This window comes from Bifidobacterium psychraerophilum (assembly GCF_000741705.1).
In the GTDB taxonomy this organism is placed as follows: domain Bacteria; phylum Actinomycetota; class Actinomycetes; order Actinomycetales; family Bifidobacteriaceae; genus Bombiscardovia; species Bombiscardovia psychraerophila.
This window is the reverse complement of sequence record NZ_JGZI01000010.1, coordinates 562884-582610: the sequence shown is the minus strand read 5'-3', so window position 1 is coordinate 582610 and position 19727 is coordinate 562884. Positions and strand designations below refer to the sequence as shown.

At 59.8% G+C, this 19727-nt stretch carries 14 protein-coding genes; 11 read left to right on the top strand and 3 right to left on the bottom strand.

What is annotated here, in order from left to right:
* Positions 1 to 109: 109 nt before the first annotated feature.
* The 9 genes from BPSY_RS09515 (at position 110) to BPSY_RS09475 (ending at position 12640) form a co-directional block, all read left to right on the top strand.
* Positions 110 to 949 (top strand): ParA family protein, encoded by an 840-nt coding sequence (locus BPSY_RS09515; protein ID WP_033497780.1) that lies wholly within the window; start codon positions 110 to 112, stop codon positions 947 to 949.
* On the top strand, positions 949 to 1866 hold the full coding sequence (locus BPSY_RS09510; protein ID WP_081884386.1) for a segregation and condensation protein A: 918 nt from the start codon (positions 949 to 951) through the stop codon (positions 1864 to 1866). Before BPSY_RS09515 ends, BPSY_RS09510 begins: the two co-directional genes overlap by 1 nt.
* Positions 1867 to 1944: 78 nt before the next feature.
* Complete coding sequence (gene scpB, locus BPSY_RS09505) at positions 1945 to 2628, top strand: SMC-Scp complex subunit ScpB (protein ID WP_100841101.1); 684 nt, start codon at positions 1945 to 1947, stop codon at positions 2626 to 2628.
* A gap of 160 nt (positions 2629 to 2788) precedes the next feature.
* Positions 2789 to 4198 carry an MFS transporter gene (locus BPSY_RS09500; RefSeq protein ID WP_100841100.1) on the top strand — a complete coding sequence of 470 codons (1410 nt, stop codon included), beginning with the start codon at positions 2789 to 2791 and terminating at the stop codon, positions 4196 to 4198.
* Positions 4199 to 4508: 310 nt separating this feature from the next.
* Entirely contained in the window at positions 4509 to 7409 is a 2901-nt protein-coding gene (locus tag BPSY_RS09495; protein ID WP_156099254.1) for an isopeptide-forming domain-containing protein, read from the top strand.
* A gap of 340 nt (positions 7410 to 7749) precedes the next feature.
* Positions 7750 to 9672: a translational GTPase TypA gene (gene typA / locus BPSY_RS09490; RefSeq protein WP_033495199.1), complete on the top strand. Its 1923-nt coding sequence runs from the start codon at positions 7750 to 7752 to the stop codon at positions 9670 to 9672.
* A gap of 243 nt (positions 9673 to 9915) precedes the next feature.
* Positions 9916 to 10521, top strand: coding sequence for a hypothetical protein (locus tag BPSY_RS09485; protein WP_238556846.1), 606 nt, complete (start codon positions 9916 to 9918; stop codon positions 10519 to 10521).
* Entirely contained in the window at positions 10518 to 11543 is a 1026-nt protein-coding gene (locus BPSY_RS09480; protein WP_051921897.1) for a prephenate dehydratase, read from the top strand. The genes BPSY_RS09485 and BPSY_RS09480 overlap by 4 nt, the downstream gene beginning before the upstream one ends.
* Positions 11544 to 11575: 32 nt before the next feature.
* Positions 11576 to 12640 carry a prephenate dehydrogenase gene (locus tag BPSY_RS09475; RefSeq protein ID WP_081884427.1) on the top strand — a complete coding sequence of 355 codons (1065 nt, stop codon included), beginning with the start codon at positions 11576 to 11578 and terminating at the stop codon, positions 12638 to 12640.
* A 29-nt stretch (positions 12641 to 12669) separates the two neighbouring features.
* On the opposite strand, the gene BPSY_RS09470 is transcribed toward BPSY_RS09475, so the two are convergent.
* The 3 genes from BPSY_RS09470 to BPSY_RS09460 all read right to left on the bottom strand — a co-directional run bounded on the left by BPSY_RS09470 (position 12670) and on the right by BPSY_RS09460 (position 16554).
* Positions 12670 to 12924, bottom strand: coding sequence for a DUF6725 family protein (locus tag BPSY_RS09470; protein WP_033495427.1), 255 nt, complete (start codon positions 12922 to 12924; stop codon positions 12670 to 12672).
* 130 nt (positions 12925 to 13054) lie between these two features.
* Positions 13055 to 15682: an ABC transporter permease gene (locus tag BPSY_RS09465; RefSeq protein ID WP_033495201.1), complete on the bottom strand. Its 2628-nt coding sequence runs from the start codon at positions 15680 to 15682 to the stop codon at positions 13055 to 13057.
* Positions 15679 to 16554 (bottom strand): ABC transporter ATP-binding protein, encoded by an 876-nt coding sequence (locus BPSY_RS09460; RefSeq protein ID WP_081884385.1) that lies wholly within the window; start codon positions 16552 to 16554, stop codon positions 15679 to 15681. Before BPSY_RS09460 ends, BPSY_RS09465 begins: the two co-directional genes overlap by 4 nt.
* A gap of 177 nt (positions 16555 to 16731) precedes the next feature.
* Here BPSY_RS09460 and BPSY_RS09455 point away from each other — a divergent pair, with 177 nt between their 5' ends.
* Together BPSY_RS09455 and BPSY_RS09450 are read left to right on the top strand one after the other, a co-directional pair.
* Positions 16732 to 17685, top strand: coding sequence for a tyrosine recombinase XerC (locus BPSY_RS09455; RefSeq protein WP_033495203.1), 954 nt, complete (start codon positions 16732 to 16734; stop codon positions 17683 to 17685).
* 314 nt (positions 17686 to 17999) lie between these two features.
* Positions 18000 to 19646 carry a peptide ABC transporter substrate-binding protein gene (locus BPSY_RS09450; protein ID WP_033495205.1) on the top strand — a complete coding sequence of 549 codons (1647 nt, stop codon included), beginning with the start codon at positions 18000 to 18002 and terminating at the stop codon, positions 19644 to 19646.
* Positions 19647 to 19727 lie beyond the last annotated feature (81 nt).

The window sequence follows — 19727 nt, the reverse complement described above, 5'->3', positions numbered from 1 at the left end:
TGCGACTCCGGGTCCCGTAGCGGTCATGGATCCTGGATGATGGGGGATAGCGAAACATGGTACAGGCAATAATTGCGGACACGACGGGATATGTTGGTACTGTGGGGGTATGCCTACGGATTTGCTTGGGCGAGAGTATGAAACCTTCGCCGCCCCTGAACCATTGAACGAACATGGACCTGCCCGCATCGTCGCCATGTGCAACCAGAAGGGCGGGGTCGGTAAAACCACCAGTTCGATCAATATCGCCGGCGCGCTGAGCCTTTACGGCCGCAGGGTGCTGATCGTGGACTTCGATCCGCAAGGTGCGGCGACGGTCGGTCTGGGCATCAACGCCAATAGCGTTGACAATACGATTTACACCGCCTTGTTCAACCCCTCGATGGATGTCCACGAAGTGGTGGTGCACACCCGATTCCCCAACCTGGACATCATTCCGGCGAATATCGATCTTTCCGCCGCCGAAGTGCAGTTGGTCACCGAGGTCGGTAGGGAACAGGTCCTCGCAGGTACGCTCAGGCCGCTCAGGGACGAATATGATCTGATCATCATCGATTGCCAACCCTCTTTGGGCCTGCTGACGGTGAATGCGCTCACCGCCGCCGATGGCGTGGTCATACCCGTTGCAGCCGAGTTCTTTGCACTTCGCGGGGTGGCCCTGCTGATGCAGTCCATCGAGAAGGTGCGCAATCGCATCAATCCCTCGCTTGAGGTGTATGGGGTTCTGGTCACGATGTACACCAGGACCCTGCACTCCGAGGAGGTGTTGCAGCGTATTTTCGAAGCCTTCAAGGGGAAGGTCTTCCATACGGTGATCACCCGGTCGATCAAACTGCCCGACGCCACGGTTTCCGGAGCGCCGATCAGCATGTACGCACCGACCCATAAGACCTCCAAGGAATACCGTGAGGTCGCCCGTGAGCTCATCAGTAGGGGCATAGTTGCCTGATGGACGGGCAGGAGGCCGAAGGCGCATTCACCCGTGGAGGCATTGCCGAACACGCTGATGTGAGTGTCGCCGTGGACTTCGCCCGCAACCCGGGTGAAGGCGAAAGCCGCGGCGATGAGTACGGAGAACAGGGTTTCTCGGTGAATCTGGATGTGTACCAAGGTCCTTTCGACGCCTTGCTGGCCCTGCTCGCCAACCGCAGATTGGAACTCACCGAGGTCTCGCTGTCGACCATCACCGAGGAGTTCATCGCCTATGTGCGGCAGTTGGATTTCGAGAACAGCATGGATGAGGCGAGCGCATTCCTTGACGTCGCCGCGGTGCTCATCGAGGCCAAAAGCGCCGCATTGCTGCCTGGTGGTGATGACGGATCACCCAGTGAGCAGAGCATGGAAGCCTTGCGCGAGCGGGATCTGATTTTCGCCCGTCTGCTGCAATACAAGGCCTTCAAGCGTGCGGGTGACGATTTTCGCGTGCTGCTGGCCGCCAATTCGGGACGGTATCCTCATACGCCCGAAAGCGACAGGTCCTTTGCCGACCGTTTGCCTCCCCTGCAGTGGGATGTCGACGGTGAGGCGCTCGCCAGAATCGCCGCACAGGTGCTGGCCAATGCTCCGATGACCGAGGTTTCGGTCGCCCAGCTGCATGTGCCGATTGTGGATCTGCAGCAGCAGGCGTCTCTGGTCAGGGAGCGGCTGACGGTGCACAAGGGTGCCGTGGTGACCTTCAAGGCCTTGGTGGCTGATGCGCGGTCGACGATGGAGATGGTGGCCCGCTTCCTGGCGATCCTGGCCTTCTTCAAACAGGGGGCCTTGCACGTGAAACAGGCTGGGCCTTTCGAAGAGTTGTATCTGCGATGGGATGTCGATGCCGAAGATACCCAGGAAGTCACGATGAGCGCCAAGGATTTTGCATAGTCCTACACGACAATGATGATGTCCTATGCGCTAAAGGCCGGGGCATCGCGATGAATGACGAAGGGGAGAGGAGGAGTCATGGAGGGTACCGAGTATCAGGGCGATGACTTCGAAGAGACGACGGGCACGGAGGTGGCATCGCAGCAGAACTCCAGACCTGTTGACACCCGACCTGAATACGTGGATTTTGACGTGAACGATTTCCCGGGCGGTCTCCCCGCGTGCCTGGAAGCCATGCTGATGGCTGCGGATCAGCCCCAGCACAGCGCCGATCTGGCGAGGGTGCTGTCAACAGCCCAGGATCAGGTCGAAGAGGCCCTTGCCGATCTGCAGGATGATTATGAGGGAGATGCCTCGAAGCCGATGCGTGGCTTCGAACTCAGGCACACCGCCCGGGGCTGGCAGTATTGCAGTCGCGCGGTGTACGAGAACGTGGTATCCGCCTTCGTCACCGATGGGCAGAGCGCCAAATTGTCGCAGGCGGCTTTGGAGGCTTTGTCGATTATCGCGTACAAGCAGCCCATTACCAGGGCGCAGGTCGCCGCGATACGCGGGGTGAATTCGGACGGCGTGATCCGCTCCCTGTCAATACGAGGGCTTGTGCAAGAGGACGGTGCCGACCCGGATACCAGGGCAGGATTGCTGGCGACCACACCTGATTTCCTTGACCATATGGGTTTGGAAAGTATTGCCGATCTGCCCTCTTTGGCTCCCTTCCTTCCGCAGGTCGATGCGGTGATCGATGAGGAGGAACACCGGTAGGTGCACTACAGGACGGGACCCGCAACGTCATGCTCGCAGCGGACTGGGCGTATGGTGTGCGGATATCCCTTATGGATGCTGTGCCCTGTGCATTATCGTCGTGTGTATCCGGTGCCTTGTAGAGAGAAGCAGGCCACGTCCCTGAGCAGAAGGATGCCTTATGCGTAAGCCCACGGAACACCATGCAGATTCGTCGTCACCGGCTGATTCGCCCGTGCTTGCTGCCACGCAGTCCTCGGAACAGCCGCAGAGCCTGAGCAGGAATCAGCGCTTGGACCGTTTGCCGGTCAACCGCGCCCACAGGAAACTGCTGCTCGCGTCCGGCATCGGATGGGCCTTCGATGCGATGGACGTCGGACTGGTCTCATTCGTCGTGGCCGCGATCGCAGCCGACCCACATTTCCAGCTCACTCTCAGCGAGCGATCCTGGGTGCTGTCCATAGGCTTCGTCGGTATGGCGATCGGTGCCGCTCTCGGTGGTTTTCTGGCCGACCGGATAGGGCGCAAAACGGTGTTCACCGCAACCCTGGTGATATTCGGCATAGCCAGTGCGGGCATGGCGCTGTCGATGACCCTACTGGCCCTGTTGCTGGCGCGCTTCGTCATAGGACTCGGCCTGGGTGCCGAACTTCCTGTGGCTTCGACCCTGATCAGTGAATTCTCTCCTGCGGCACACCGGGGAAGGATGACGGTGCTGCTCGAATCCTTCTGGGCCATCGGTTGGATTGTCGCAGCCGCCATAGGGTATTACGTCATTCCCAATACGGGGGACTGGGGATGGCGCTGGGCCCTGCTCATCGGGGCGCTTCCGCTGCTCTATGCGATCGTCGCAAGAATCCATATTCCTGAATCTGTGAGATATTTGGAGTCGAAAGGCATGGACGACCGTGCCGAAGCAGCGGTCCGATATTTCGAAGAGGCCGGAGGAGTGGCTCCGGTCGCATCCCCACGGCAGGCGCCGTTGCAACGGATCCCCACAAGAGCACTGTTCGACAGCAGATTCCGGGGGAGAACGGCCGCGATTTGGATGACATGGTTCTTCGTGAACTTTGCCTACTACGGGGCCTTCACATGGATGCCGTCGCTGCTGACCGAACAGTTCGGCTCCCTGACCAGTTCCTTCGGATACTCGCTGCTTATCGCCATCGCACAGTTGCCGGGATACTTCCTGGCGGCATGGCTGGTCGAAGTGTGGGGTAGAAGACGCACGCTATGCACCTTCCTCGCTGTTTCCGCCATCGCCGCCCTGCTGTTCTCGCAGGCGGATTCCGTGGCTCAGGTGCTTGGATTCGGCATGCTGCTCTCCGCGGCGAATCTGGGAGCGTGGGGTGTGCTGTACGCCATCACACCGGAGATATACCCGACACGCCTACGTGCCGCCGCTGCGGGGGCCGCGGCATCGGTCGGACGGCTGGCCGCTATCGCGGCCCCACTGCTGGTGCCCTTCTTCCTCGCGCTGGGCAACGGTGAGAAAACCGTCACCTTCATCGTGTTTTGCGTGGCCTTCGCGCTCGCATGCCTCAGCGCCCTGATGCTCCCCGAACGCAAGGGCGAACAACTCGAGGACTAGCTGCACACCGGGCCATGGGATGCCAACTTCCAACGTCGTCAGGTACTAGGTCGGAACATAATATATACGTATTGTATGATTAAGGACATCATGTTCGTTGCGTGTCCTCCTCGCAACTGCCGTTCATGCAGGGCTTCCGGCTCTACCGGGTTTTGACGAGCAGTCACGCGGGGGATGGTGTTAAGGCGGGAGTGTTCCTATGGCTTGCTTGCGTGCTGTCGGTCGTCGTGTGTCTGGTCGTGTTGGTCGCTCTGGGTGTGCCAGCCATGTGCCGTGTCGGGGGGGGGGGGGGGCAGTAGTCGCCTTCCTGTTGTCCCTGTTCCTGGTCCTGCCTCTTGTGTTGGTGGCGCTGCCGGTGGATCGGGCGTCTGCTGCTCCTGTTGATCTGGGGCCTGATGGGTATTTCAGTACGCTGGGTGCGGGTGCGCTTCCTGTGGCTTCGGGTAATTGGGCTTCGACGCGTCGGATTGTGTTTGGCAAGCAGGGGAGTGCGGGCACCTATGGCGGTGCAACGGTGTCCGGCGGGTACAAGACTCTGGCTAAGGGCGCGGTGGCGAGTGTGCCGGATGCCGATTTTGGTCAGAATCAGGCGTGGACGAAGTCCGCTACCACGTCGGTTGCGGCAAATGAGGCCTTGCTGTGGGCTGATGATACGGTGACTTCCGGTATTTCGTTTGATGCGAATTATCCCCCAAGCAATTCTTTTGACAGTGCGGCGGGTGCGTATCGGTCGAATCTGGCTTTGGTGTCGGATGCTGTGGGTGCTGTGAATTATTCCTCCTTCGAGCAATCCTTGCTGCGTGCCGCTCCAGTGGAGGGCGTGTGCACGGCTGCTCAGCCTGTGGGGTGTGGCTCCGGGAGTTATACGCAGCAGTCCGATTCGGTGAACGCGTACCAGGTATTCCCCTTGTCGATCGGTGATGTGAATAAGTATTTCAACCACACTTCTGGCGGGGCATCAGACGCTAATCTTGCCTGTCCCACAGGTAGTTGTGCCAATGGTATTTTTGCCTTTTGGCTGCGTTCTGCTCACTGGTACTACACGAATATTGCGTTTACAGTACTCAGCGGTGGTAGCACCTCCGACGACACTACGTTTTTCACCTCTTCGGGTTTGCGTCCTGCTGTTCGTTTGGGTCTTGAGCAGTTGGTGTTGTCTGCGGATAGTGGTGATCAGGGTCAGAATACGTCTGGTGATTTGCGGTTGACCTATGTCGAGCCCGGCAAGCAGCTGCATACGTGGTCTGCTTCGGTGTCGGGTGCTGCGGGGTCGCGGGCCTTGAGTCTGTCGGGTAGTTCTGATCTGGGCTCGGACATGGGTTGGAAGGTCGTGGATCCGGCCACGAACATGGTGTTGGGTTCGGGTCGTACGAGTGCTGGCGGGAACATGGCGTTGCCCGAGTCGTTGATGCCGGATGTGTCGAAGGATTATGACCTGTATGTGTGGGGGCAGCAGGATGGCAGTGCGACCACGGGGTTGACGAATAGGGCCACCGAGCCGGTGAAGACCACGATCAAAGGTTGGAAGGTGAAGACCCCTCCCTCCTACGGCATCGACGTGACGGGTACCACATCGGGTGGGTTGAAGGCGTACAAAATCGGTGATTACACGGATACGGTGTTCGATCATACGGGTGCGCTCGGGTCGGTGAAATTGACGACCCCTGCCGGGTTGGTGTCCGTGCTTCTGGCTGCGGCTGGTGTGGCTGGTGGTGTGGGTGTGGATGCTGGTAATCCCATCGGCTGGGTGGCATCTCACTGGTTGGGGTATCCGACCAGTCCGTTGAGTGATGATGTGACTTCGGCGTTCAGTCCGTATGCGGGCAGTCTGCAGTTGTTCGCGCGCGCGTTGGCGGGTGACACCGCGTCCCTGGGCCCGGTGGCGGGCAGCCTGCCCGCCGGCACGTTCTCTTCCCTGTCGACTGTGGTGTTGCCGGTGTCCGGTCCTGGCTTGTATTTGGTGGTGGATGATAGTCAGGCGTCGGGTGGTTCCCTGCCGATCATCGTGGGCACCAGGGTCTTCAACCCGGTGTTGGACGGTGGTGATGGTCGTATGGTGGATTTCGCCGACGCCGGCGTCAAGGGCAAGCCCAGGTTGGGTCGTGCCTCGTTGAAGACGAGTATCACGGATGTTGCGAAGCGGGTTGTGAATGATGCTGGTATGGATGGTTTCGATCTGGGTGCGGCGGTGGAGTATGAGATCGCATTGCAGGTGCCCGACCTGTCGTCCTTCGCTTCTTTGCCGTATTCCTCTTACGTGTTCGACCTGACTGATGTGGCCGACCCCGGCTTGACGTTGCCCGCCGTGTCCGGGGTGCGGGTGTTGATGGATGTGCCGTCGCCGGGTACGGATGTGACGGGCACGGCTGGTTTGTCGGTCGGGGTGTCTGGTGACACGTTGAGTGTGAGCGGCTTGAAGGCTGTGTTTGCTGAGGATGTGTCCGGTCGTGTGGCGAATAAGGCCTCGGTTCCCGTGGGTTCGCTGATCCGTATCAGGTATGCGGCGGTGTTGAACACGGGCGCGTCCCTGTCCGCTCCGGGTGGTGGGGGACTGCATCCGAATGTGAACACGGCGACCCTGACCCGCTCACGGGTGGCGGGGGTCTCATCGGGTTGGGATGATGCGGGCCCGGGCGTGGAGTCCAGGAGCGCCGTGGCGAACGCGTATGTGTTCGGGTTGGACCTGGTGAAGGTCGACAAGGACGACACCACCAGGGTATTGGGTGGCGCGGGTTTCGAGGTGACGCGCGACGGGCAGCCGCTCGGCTTCGTGCAGCTGGCTCCGGGCGTGTACCGCTTGGCGGTGCCCGGTGACGCGGGTGCGCTCAGTGAGGTCTTCTCCCACACGGACGGCACGCTGTCGTTGCAGGGTGTGGAGGCTCGTGCGCTCTCCCTGAGGGAGAGTACGGCCCCGTCGGGGTATTTCAAGGTGCCGGCCTTCATGGTGGAGGTGCTCCCGGTGTGGAACACCGACGCCAGTGAGGTGACCTTGGCGTCGTATCGTGCCCATGGCACCAGCCTGGCCTTCGTGTCCCAGGATGGGCGCGCGGTCATGGTGGCCGACCCGGCCCACTCCCTGGCGAACCTGCCCTACACCGGGGGTGTCGGCATCCTCATCCTGCTGGTGCTTGCCATACTGTTTCTGGTGTTCGCGGTACGCCCGTACTATTTGTCCCACCGAGCCGAAACCACAGCCAACATCCTCAGCTGAACAAGAAGGGAAGGTCCCGTGCCGCTCTCCCCGCAGCGAGAGCGGCAACAGGATCGAATACATCGAGTGCGTCGAGTGCATCGAGCGCGTCGAATACATACAAGCGCACAGCACATGCAGCTAGAGGATCCGGTGCGCGGGACGGTGCCCGAAATCAGTGATTCGGCATGGCTTTTGCGTGATCTCAGGCATCAACATACGCGGTCAACAAGGTATAGAATCTCTTGCTGGTGAATAAGTCGAGAAACATCGCTAGAATTGGCGAGGTTTCTTTTGAAGGTCTCTTATGCCGGACATCTTTGATACGGCGAGAAAACACAAAATACAGAATGAGGTTTTGATGGCGGTTCGTGGCGATATTCGAAATGTGGCGATCGTGGCACACGTTGATCACGGCAAAACGACCCTGGTGAATGCGATGCTCAAGCAGTCGAATGTCTTCTCAGAGAGGGAAGAAGTCCCGGATCGCGTGCTCGATTCCAACGCTCTTGAGCGTGAAAAGGGCATCACCATCCTGGCGAAGAACACTGCTGTGCAGTACACCGGCCCTCTGGCCGAAGAGCTGGGTGAGCCCGAGGGCATCACCATCAACGTGGTGGATACCCCAGGCCACGCCGATTTTGGCGGCGAAGTCGAGCGCGGTATCTCGATGGTTGACGGTGTGGTGCTGCTGGTCGATGCATCCGAAGGCCCGCTGCCGCAGACGCGTTTCGTGCTGCGCAAGGCGCTGGAAGCCAAGCTTCCGGTGATTCTGTGCGTGAACAAGACCGATCGCCCCGATGCGCGCATCGAAGAGGTCGTATCCGAGAGCACCGATCTGCTGCTCGGTCTGGCACAGGATGTCAGCGAGGAAGGCATCGACCTTGACCTCGATGCACTGCTCGATCTGCCGGTGATCTACTGCGCCGCAAAGGTCGGTCATGCCTCCACCGAGAGGCCTGCCGATGGCGAAGCTCCTGACAATGACGATCTTGAGCCGCTGTTCGACGCGATCCTCAAGAACATCCCGGCTCCCCAGTATGACGAGGATGCTCCTCTGCAGGCTCATGTGACCAACATCGACGCATCCGATTACCTCGGACGTCTGGGTCTGGTGCGCATCTACAACGGCACCTTGGTCAAGGGCAAGAACTACGGACTGTCCCGTGTGGACGGCTCCTTGGAGAACTTCAAGCTCACCGAGGTGCTGCGCACCAAGGGTCTTGAGCGCGTTCCTGTCGAGGAAGCCGGCCCCGGGGACATCGTCGCCATCGCCGGCGTCTCCGACATCATGATCGGTGAGACGATCGTCGATCCCAACGATCCCAAGCCCTTGCCGCTCATCCACGTTGACGAGCCCGCCATTTCGATGACCTTCGGCACCAATGATTCTCCTCTGGTGGGTACAGAAGGGAAAGACCACAAGCTGACCGCACGTATGCTCAATGATCGCCTGCAGCGCGAGTTGATCGGTAACGTCTCGATCCATGTGGTTCCCACCGAGCGTCCTGACGCTTGGGAGGTTCAAGGCCGTGGCGAACTCGCGTTGGCCATTCTGGCCGAGGAAATGCGCCGTGAAGGATACGAGCTGACCGTCGGTCGCCCACAGGTGGTCACGAAGATCATTGATGGCAAGATCAATGAGCCTATGGAAGCCACCACCATCGACGTACCTGATGAATACATGGGTACCGTCACGCAGCTGTTGGCCGAGCGCAAGGGCCGTATGGACTCGATGAGCAATCATGGTTCAGGCTGGGTGCGCATCGAGTTCACCGTGCCGAGCCGTGGTCTGATCGGATTCCGCACCGCGCTGCTCAGCGCCACACGCGGCACCGGCATCGCATCCTCCATTTCAGCCGGATACGCCCCTTGGGCAGGTGCCATCGTGACCCGTCAGAACGGCTCGATGGTCGCTGACCGCAAGGGCAAGGCGAGCCCCTACGCCATGCAGAAGCTCCAGGCCCGTGGCAACTTCTTCGTGCAGCCACAGGCAGCGGTGTATGAAGGTCAGGTCGTCGGTGTGACGAACAAGCCTGGTGATCTCGACATCAATGTCACCTTGGAAAAGCATATGACCAATATGCGTTCCGCCACCGCAGACGTGCTGGAGACGCTGACACCGCCGATCAGCATGAGCCTTGAGGAGTCCCTGGACTTCGCCAACGAGGATGAATGCGTCGAGGTGACACCGGAGAGCATCCGCATCCGCAAGATCATCCTCGACCGCGATCAGTGGTACAAGTGGTACTCCAAGCAGCGCCGCCAAAACCAGAATAGCTGAGCTATGCCGGTCGCAGTCCATCCGACTGTGACCGGATGAAGGAGCCATCACCTAGTGTGATGGATGTGCCGATCAGAGTGCCACCCGCGTGCATCGCGGGTGGCACATTCATTATCCGCGGTGGGATACGCCAATGCCCTATGCGGAAAGAGGTGTTCGCAACGAGGTATTCACCATGCCGCATGATGAAGGTGCAGCAGGATGCTTCGCACGGGATGACAGGGTGTGGGCTAATCTGGTGGCATGGCATCATCGAGTTTCCAAGAGCCGATCGGCAGCACCTCAGCGGGTGCTTCCGTGAAGCATACGGGCACCTATCTTCCTTTCTCATACCAGTTGGGCGTACCGGGACGATTGTTCATCGCGATCATCAGCGGTTTTCTCGCCGCGGCTGTGGCCGGTCCAGCCCACAGGATGGGGGCTGCCAGCAACATTCCCTATGGTCTGGTGCTCGCCCTGCTGCTGGTAGGGCTATCCGCCTGGGCGGCACGAAGCCGCAGCGGGGTTCTCGGAGCGGGCTTCCATCTGCTTTCCTCCTCGGCCATGGCATGGCTTATGGCTTTTCCGGGGCCTGGTGGGGATGTGCTCGTGCCGGTCGGTGGCAAGGGTGTGTTCCTCAGTTTCTTCGGGCTGCACGCCGGATATATCTGGCTTTTCGGCGTTATCGTGGTGCAATTGGTGATGCTGGTGTTTCCCCAGCGTTGGTATCAGGTGCACACCGTGAAGCGGCAGGCGGATGATACGGCGGCGGACGCGCTCGTATCGGACAGTGTTGCTGCGGACAGTGCCGCCTCGGACAGTGCCGTCTTGGATAATCAGGCTTCGGGCGATCCACGGACGCAATCATGACCACCACTCCGCAATCGGATTCAGCATCCCGAAGCTCACCGGTTCACGTGCATTACCTCGGCCCCGAAGGCTCCTTCACCCATCAGGCGGCGAATGATGCCGTCCGCGCCCTGCTACCGGGTGAGGGTGGTGCTCTGCTGATCGCCGAGCGCAGCGCGTCCGCGATCATGTCCGCCGTGGAGTCGGGGGACGGTTGGGGTGTGATCGCCTGGGAGAGCAATGTCGAGGGATATGTGGTCCCCAATCTCGATGCGATGATCGACGCACGCAATATTGCCGCATTCGCCAGGGTGGGGGTGCCTATAGCCTTCGACGCCTTCACCAGGGATGGTGATTCGCAGCAGGATCCTTCGGCGCAGCGGGAGGTGAGCGCACACCCGCATGGTCTTGCGCAGTGCTCAGGCTACATCGAACGGGAAGGTCTGCGCCCTGTGCCGGCCGCATCCAATGCGGCGGCATGCAGGGATGTGGAACCGGGACAGGTCGCCCTGGGGCCGCGCATCTGTGGATCGTTGTATGGGCTGCGGACCTTGGATACCGAGGTGCAGGATTATCAGGGCGCACGAACCGAATTCCTCGTGATGGCCCAGAGAACGCAGGCCGCTGAGTTCCTGCACGGTCAAGAGGGTCAGAGCGATGGCGAGTTTGAGTCGATCGTCGCCTTCATCCCGCTTAGTACAGGCCCGGGGGTGCTCGCAGACGCGCTGGATGTGCTGCGTGACGCAGGCTTGAATATGACCAGCTTCATTTCGCGTCCGATCAAGGGCAATGACGGTACCTACAGTTTCATCGCCACGATTGACGCCGCACCGTGGCAACAACGCTTCCGAGAGGCTTTGAAGACGATGATCGCCAAGGGGGATTGGGTCAAAACGCTTGCCGTCTACCCCAGACGTGAGCGCCCCAACCCTCCGGTGACGGCCTGGATGCTTCCGGACGGTGGGGTGTCCTCCGGCTTCACGGCTGCGGAGGACGATCGTGCTATGACCAATGAATACGTAAGTAAGGAGTTGCTATGGTGACCGCCATGCCGGATTCTCACGCTTCGGGCATGATGCATCCGTTGAAGGGGGCTGAGGCATCACCGATTCTGACCTCGGCGCACAAAATCGCGATAGCGGGTCTGGGACTGATCGGCGGCTCATTGGCACGCAGACTGGTCGAGCGTGGTCGTTTCGTGATTGCCTGGAACCATAACGACCGCCCGTACAAGGAGGCGACGAAGGCGGGGATTCACTGCGTCGATTCCTTACAGGACCTGGTGACGGGAAAACCCGACGTGCTGGTACTCGCCACGCCGCTGGTGACCATCCCCGGCATCCTCAAGGAGCTGGCACCTTCGTGGCACCCTTCGATCACACTTAGCGACGTCGGCAGCGTCAAAGGAGAGGTTCGCGAGCAGGTGAATGCAGCGGGCCTGGGTGAGTATTACGTAGGCGCCCACCCCATGGCAGGCAATGAATGCTCAGGATTCGAGGCATCAAGCAGCGGCTTGCTGGATCAGGCCCTATGGGCGGTGACCGTCGATGAGCAAACCGCATACTCACGCTTCCTGACGGTGGCCGATATGATCTGCAAAGGTGCGGATAACGCTCTGATAGCCCTCGACGACGGCACCCATGACGCCTGTGCCGCTCTGATCTCCCACATGCCGCATGTGGTGTCCACCGCGCTCTCCAACGAGCTGGTGGACTCGGCCGACCGCAATATCGCGGTTGCGCTCTCCGCCGGTTCATGGCGCGATATGACCAGGGTCTCACTGACCGATCCGATGCGCACCAGGGCGATGGTCGAGGAGGATTCGAGGAATGTCGAAGCGTTGCTCAGATCCGTGGCCCAACGCTTGACGAATGTCGCCGATGCCCTCCATGACGGGGATGAAGCGGCAATCACCCGCTTCTTTGCCCAGGCCGATCCCTTCCGCGTCTTCAAGGCCAATCAGCGTGACGGAGGGGATGCCGAGAACAGGGACCGGGAGAGTGACGGGGCTTCGGACAGCATCCTGCTGGATGACGCCTCCTGGCGTGAGGAGCTGCTTCAATCAGCACGCAGGGGAGAGCGGATCACTGCTTTTCTGACCACCCATGAAGCCCGGATCATGACCAGGGCCATGAGCTGAGCGTTCCCAAATCCCAGGGTGCCGTCAGATCATCGGCGTTCCGGGATGGCTTTGATACGGACGATCCTGCCTGCCTCGATCCACAGCCGTTGAGCCGCGCGCGAGCCATTCGCGGCGGGATCGCGCAGCAGATCGAGTTCATTGCCATCCCAATGGTGCACATGCCCGATGAAGTCGCGGTATTTCATGCGGCCATCATCGGGATCCACACCCTCTGCGGTTCTGACGACGACCCTGGCACCCACGGGGATCCGACGGGGGAGCCTGCTCTGCCGGGCCGTGATCTCGGCCTTTTCCCGAGCTTCCGAATCCTCGTCCCGCCGGAGGGGGACCTTTGGACCATCTGCCTGTGGCATGCCCGCGTCCCCTCTCCTGGCTGCACTGTCGTGCTGTTCCGCCCTCATGGGGCCGATGCTACTCGCTGGCGACGGCATCCAGCACCGGGACCTTCAGCGCTCTTCTGGCTGGTGGCAAACTCGCCAGCACGCCCACGAGAATGGCCATGAACAGGAATACGATGAGCTGCCCCCAGGGGACGCTGAGCGTCTCCAGACCTTGCGAGGCATAGACCTTCTGAATCACCACGCCCGCGGCACTGCCGACCAGCAGGCCGATCAAGGTGCCGAAAACGGAGATCATCGAAGCTTCGATGGCCAGCATGCCGCGAACCTGACCCTTGCCTGTGCCGATGGCCCTGAGCAGGCCGATCTCGCGCGTGCGCTCGGAAACGCTCAAGGCCAGGGTGTTGACGATGCCGAATATCGCGATCACGATGGACAGTGCCAACAGCGCATACAGAATCAGCATGATCTGATCGACCATCGAGGAGATCGTGGATTTGAACTCATCCCTGTCCATCACCGAAATGACGTAATACGGTTTCACTGCGGCGATGAGATCCTTTTTCACCTTGGCCAGATCGGCGCCCTTCGTGGTGCTGATGTACATCGCCGTGGTGCGTTGCATCTGCGGTACGACGAGCTTATCCGCCTCCGTATGGCCGATGATGATGGATGAGCTGAATGTCGCATCGCTGGTGATGGCACCGACGGTGAGCTTCACGGTCGCGAGATCAGTGGATACCTCGATGCGGTCGCCGATCGCCCAACCATGATCGTCGGCGGTGTTCTTCGCGACGACCATCTCATTGTTCTTGAGCGCCTTCGTCGGGTCCCCTTCGGTATTCGCCGGAGTGAAGACGTCGGTGAACAGCGAGCTATCCGTGGTCACGGTCGATGCCGTGGAGCTTTTCCCGTCGTATTCAACATGCTGCAGGAGTTTGTTCGCCGTGACGGACTTCACGCCGTCCACACCCTTGACCGCATCCACGGCGGCATCGGGGATCACACCCATGCCTCCGCTCGCCATCGCGACGAATTCCGATTTGAGACCGTTGTCGACGATTCCGGCCACCGAGGCCTTCGCGGAGGATGCGACAACGCCCAGGCAACTGACAATAGCGATACCGACGAAGAGCGCGGCGGCGGTGTTCGCCGTGCGACGTTTTGAACGGGCGAGGTTTCTGGTCGCAAGCTTTCCTGTGACAGGGAAGAACACGGAAGGCAAGCTTCCCAGAACCCTGCTCACCCCTGTGACAAGAGCGGGGCTCAGCACGATGAATCCGATAACCAGCAGCGCGGCGCCTACGCCCAGCGGCCACCCGCTGTTCATGTCATTAACCGTCTTCCAGGGGGTAAGCCCGTCCTTGTTGTCGGCGAGCATGACGGTGAACACCCAGCATCCGATGCCCAGAATGCACATGATGCCACCCAGCATCGCGCGCAGACGCGTGGGCTTCTCCGGATTCACGGTTTCGTTCATGGCCTGAAGCGGCGGGGCGAGTGAGGCGTGCTTGGCGGGGAGTGCGGCACCGAACAGGGAGACGCACACACCAACGAGCAGAGCGATGATCACATCGCGCCAGGTCGGGTTGGATGAGCCGGTGAGAGGCGAACCGATCTGGGACATCCCTTCAGCTATCAGTTTCACCATGCCCCAGCCCAAGCCGATGCCCGCAAGCGATCCCACGATACCGAGCACGATCGCCTGGACGATAACCGTGGCGAAAACCTGCCCCGGGGACGCTCCGACCGAGCGTAGCAGCGCATAGCCGCGCATCGATTCACGCACGATCATGGAGAAGGTATTGGCGATGATGAAGGATCCGACGAAGAGGGCGATAATCGCGAATATCAGAATAAGCGGCTGGATGAAGCCCAATGAGTCCTTCACCGATTGCGACTGTTCGTCACGTATGGTGTCGCCGGTGACGGCCCTCGCCTTGCTTGACGCAGGCAGGGAGTTATTGATGGTGTCCGCGAGTGCGCTCTGCTGCGCCGCGTCCAATGCGGTGCCGCCGTTCGCCGATCCGTACACCGCGATGTATTGCGTGACGTTGGGATCTTCCGCGAGCGCGTCGCTTGAGGCCTTGGCCACGGTGGGGTCGAGTCCGATGATCAGGGCTCCGGCCTGGCTGTTCGAAGTGTGGAAGATGCCGCTGACCTTCACGGTGCGTGGTCCATCGGGATACACCAGCGTGGTCTGATCGCCGACCTTGAGGTCGGCCTTCTGCGCGGCGTAGGAGTCGAGGGCTATCTCATCCTTGCCGGAGGCATAGCTGCCCTGGGTCAGTGAGGCCGAGCGCCAGGGTTCCGCCGATGAAATCCCGATTCCCAGGGTCGGCGCACCAACGGTGGCGACGGCATTGCCGTCTTTGCCCACCAGCACCAGACCTGAGACGGAGTACGTCACCTTCGCCGACTTCACGCCTGAAAGCGATGAGACGTCGTCTGTCAGCGAGATGGATATGTCGTTGTATGTGTTTTGCGATGATGACGATCCGTCATCCGAAACGGCCTTGTCGCCGCGCACATAGACGTCGGCATCCATATTGGAGGCCATCATCTGATCCACTTGGTTGTTGAGCATCTCGCGGAAGCAGAAGGATCCGACGACGAAGCCGACACCAAGCGCGATCGCGATGATCGACATGACGAATCTTGAGAAATGGGAGCGGGCCTCCCTGAGTCCGATTTTGATCACGACAGGACCTCGTCGCCGCTGGCATTGCCATCATCGGGGGCGCTGTCGTCATCACTGAACACTGCAAGGATCTCGTCATAGCTCGGATGCTGCATATCCCGGGTCACGTTGCCGTCGGCAAGGACCAGGACCCTATCCGCATAGGATGCGGCACGGGGGTCATGGGTGACCATGACGATCGTCTGCCCGTATTGCGAAACCGAGGATTTGAGGAATCCCAGTACCTCGCTGCTGGATTTGGAATCTAGATTCCCGGTCGGTTCGTCGGCGAAGACCACCGAGGGGCGGGCCATCAGCGCCCGGGCACAGGCGACGCGCTGCTGCTGGCCGCCGGACAGCTGGCTCGGACGATGGGTGAGCCTTGATCTGAGCCCGACCACATCAACGACACGGTCGAACCATGCCCGGTCGATGCTTTTCTTTGCGATCTGCAGAGGGAGCAGTATGTTCTCCTCAGCGGTCAGCGTCGGGACCAGATTGAAGGACTGGAAGATGAAGCCGATCTGTTCCCTGCGGAGTTTGGTCAGTTCCTTCTGCGACATCGAGGAGACCTCCAGGGATTCCACGATGACCTTGCCGGAGGTGGGTGTGTCAAGACCTGCCATGCAATGCATCAGGGTGGATTTACCGGAACCGGAGGGGCCCATGATCGCGGTCATCTGCCCTCGTTTGAATTCCACATTCACATGGTCGAGCGCCGTGACCACGGCGTCCTTGTCCCCGTATGTTTTGGTGAGGTCAATCGCCTGTGCGACGGTGGCTCCGAGCGCGGTGCCGTCGGCCTCCGCCGTGTCCGGTGAGCCTCCGCGTCGTCTGCTGCGCGCCTCCAGCTGCCTTCGTTGCTCGGTCTCCCGTGATGAATGAAGTGCCATATTCAGTCCTATTCCTTGCTTTTATGCGTTGAGGCGCATGGCGAACAGCAATACTGTCAGTAGCTGGTTATGCTTCCACCGAAGCAGATGATTGGGACAAGAACGCCAGGTGCTCAGGGCTGCCATTATTCTGGTGGTAGAACACATAATACAGTTGCTATTCAGGCAGGGGCAGGTATGCGGTTTGATGCTGAACGCGATCGCTTCCTCGGATATGTGCGTGTCAATGACGGGCTGAGTCTTAACACGGTGAAGTCCTACGGGGAGGATGCCACCGAGCTGCTGCATATATTGGAGCTGCGTGGAGTCGAGGACCTGTCGACGGTCACACTCGCTGATCTGCGGCTATGGGTGTCTCACGAGTCACAAGGTCATGCCCGTTCGACGCTCGCCCGGAAGATCGTCGTCGTCAGACGCTTCTTCGCCTTTCTTCAGGACCAGGGCATCATCCCCACCAATCCCGCCGCCGAACTCATCACACCGAAGCAGTCTCATGAATTGCCCCGGATTCTTACGGCCACGCAGGCGACACAGATGATGGAGAGCGCCGAGCATCCTGTCCATGAGCTGCTTTCAGACACGTCTTCCAAGGAGCGTAAGGGGGATGCAGGCGGAAGCAGACAGGCCGCCCTCGAATTCCGTGACGCGGCTCTTGTCGAGTTGCTGTATGCCACGGGTGTCAGAATCTCGGAACTGGTCGGCTTGGACATCGCGGACATCGATTTTTCCCGGCGCACGCTTCGCGTGCTGGGCAAGGGCAATAAGCAGCGGGTCGTCCCCTTCGGGGCGCCGGCGGGGATCGCGTTGGAACGCTGGTTGGAACATGGCCGTCCACAGCTGCTGGTGAGGGCGTCTTCGGATGCCGTGTTCCTCGGTGCGAGAGGCGGGCGCCTCGGGGTCAGGCAGGCTTCGGATGTGGTGCATCGGGAAGCCAGAAAGGCCGGAGTACCGGATATCTCACCGCATTCGCTCAGACATTCGGCGGCGACGCATATGCTCGACGGCGGAGCCGATCTGCGTGAGGTGCAGGAATTGCTGGGGCATGCATCGTTGAACACCACGCAGCGCTATACGCATGTGTCCATAGAACAATTGAGGCATCGATACGACCAGGCTTTCCCGAGAGCGTGAAATCCACCATCCGTTAACATTCTCGTAACATTCGGATACTGATGTTTTTCCGTCTTTCTGATACCGCAAAAAGGTAACAATACTGCCAAATCCTTATAGGACACTGACATTTCGATATGCATTCATTGAATGGCGATGGGCCGGAAAAGACTTTGCTGATGAGCAACTTGTTAATTTTCGGAATTGTGCGATTGCTGGTTTGCGACAAGAATATAGTGTTGAACAACCTTGGGGTGACGGTAGAAGGGGTCGCACCGGGGAGCGTGGGGGTGACCCCGCGCAGCAATATCTATACAAGTAGGGGAGCAAAATCAATGAGGAAGAGTTCTAAACTCTCACTGTTCACTGCTGCCGCCTGCGTTCTGGCCCTTGGGCTCAGTGCGTGTGGCAGTAGTTCCAGCGATGCGTCAAGTGACGCATCAGCGAGCACCAGCATCATCAACGCCTATGGCTGCGAGCCACAGAATCCGCTGATCCCGACCAACACCAACGAGACCTGCGGCGGCAACCCGATCGACCTGCTGTTCGCCAAGCTCGTTTCCTTCGACGCCAAGGGGAAGGCATCGAACGAGGTCGCCAAGGACATTTCCGCCAACTCCGACAACACGGAGTTCACCATCACGCTGAAGAGCGGATGGAAATTCACCGACGGCACACCCGTCACCGCCGAGTCCTTCACCAAGGCATGGAGCTACGGTGCGGATGCGACCAACGCTCAGGTCAGCTCAAGCTTCTTCTCCGTCATCAAGGGTTATGACGCACTGCAGGAGAAGGGTGTCGCCTCCGACGCCCAGCTTTCCGGACTCAAGGTCGTTGACGACAACACCTTCACCGTTGCCCTGAACGAGCCAAGCTCGGTATTCCCGATCATGCTCGGCTACACCGCCTACGCGCCACTGCCCGAGTCCTTCTTCAAGGATCCCAAGGCCTTCGGCGAGAAGCCTGTCGGCAACGGACCGTACAAGTTCGAATCCTGGACGCATAACCAGAGCATCAAGCTCGTGAAGAACGACGCCTACAAGGGCAACCAGCAGGCCAAGAACGGCGGCATCACCTTCAAGATGTACACCGATGTCGATCCTGCATACGCTGATGTGCAGGCAGGCAACCTCGATGTGCTCGAAACCGTTCCTTCTTCGGCAACCACCACATTCCAGACGGACGACACGCTGCAGGCATACAACAAGGCCGGTTCCGTGTTCCAGTCATTCACATTCCCCTCGACTCTTGAGCACTTCAAGAACGATGAGGAAGGTCATCTCCGTCGCCAGGCCATCTCCATGTCCATCGACCGCAAGGCCATCGTGGACAAGGTGCTCGGCGGTATCGGCACCCCGGCCGTCGACTTCACCTCACCTGTGACCCCCGGATACTCCGATTCCCTCAAGGGCAACTCGGTGCTGAAGTACAACAAGACCGAAGCCAAGAAGCTGTGGGACGAGGCCAACAAGATTTCCGAGTGGAAGTCATCCGACAAGCTGACCTTCGCCTACAACGCCGATGGCGGTGCGAAGCCCGTTTACGACGCCATCGTGAATTCCGTCAAGAACACGCTCGGCATTGACGCGGCAACCAACCCGATGCCAACATTCAGCGAGTTCCGTGCAGCGGTCACCGATCGCTCCATCAAGTCCGCCTTCCGTACCGGTTGGCAGCCAGATTACCCATCCGCAGAGAACTACCTGAAGCCGCTGTACTCTTCATCAGCAGCCGACGGCAATGGTTCCAACGATGGCGATTACAAGAACACCGCCTTCGACAAGCTCATCAGCCAAGCTGCAAGCAGCAGCAGCGAGGATGAAGCCAACAAGGATTATCAGTCGGCGCAGGAAATCCTCCTTGAGGATCTCCCGGCGGTTCCGCTGTATTACTCCAACGCGGCAGGCGTTGCCGCAAAGGGCGTGAAGGGCTTCACCATGAACTGGAAGAACCTTCCCGTCTACCAGGACCTCACCAAGTAGGAGTAAGCTGACGGTCTGAAGATTGTGCAGAGGGCATGGCAAGGACCATGCGGGGAACGGTCCTTGCCATACCTGATGCAC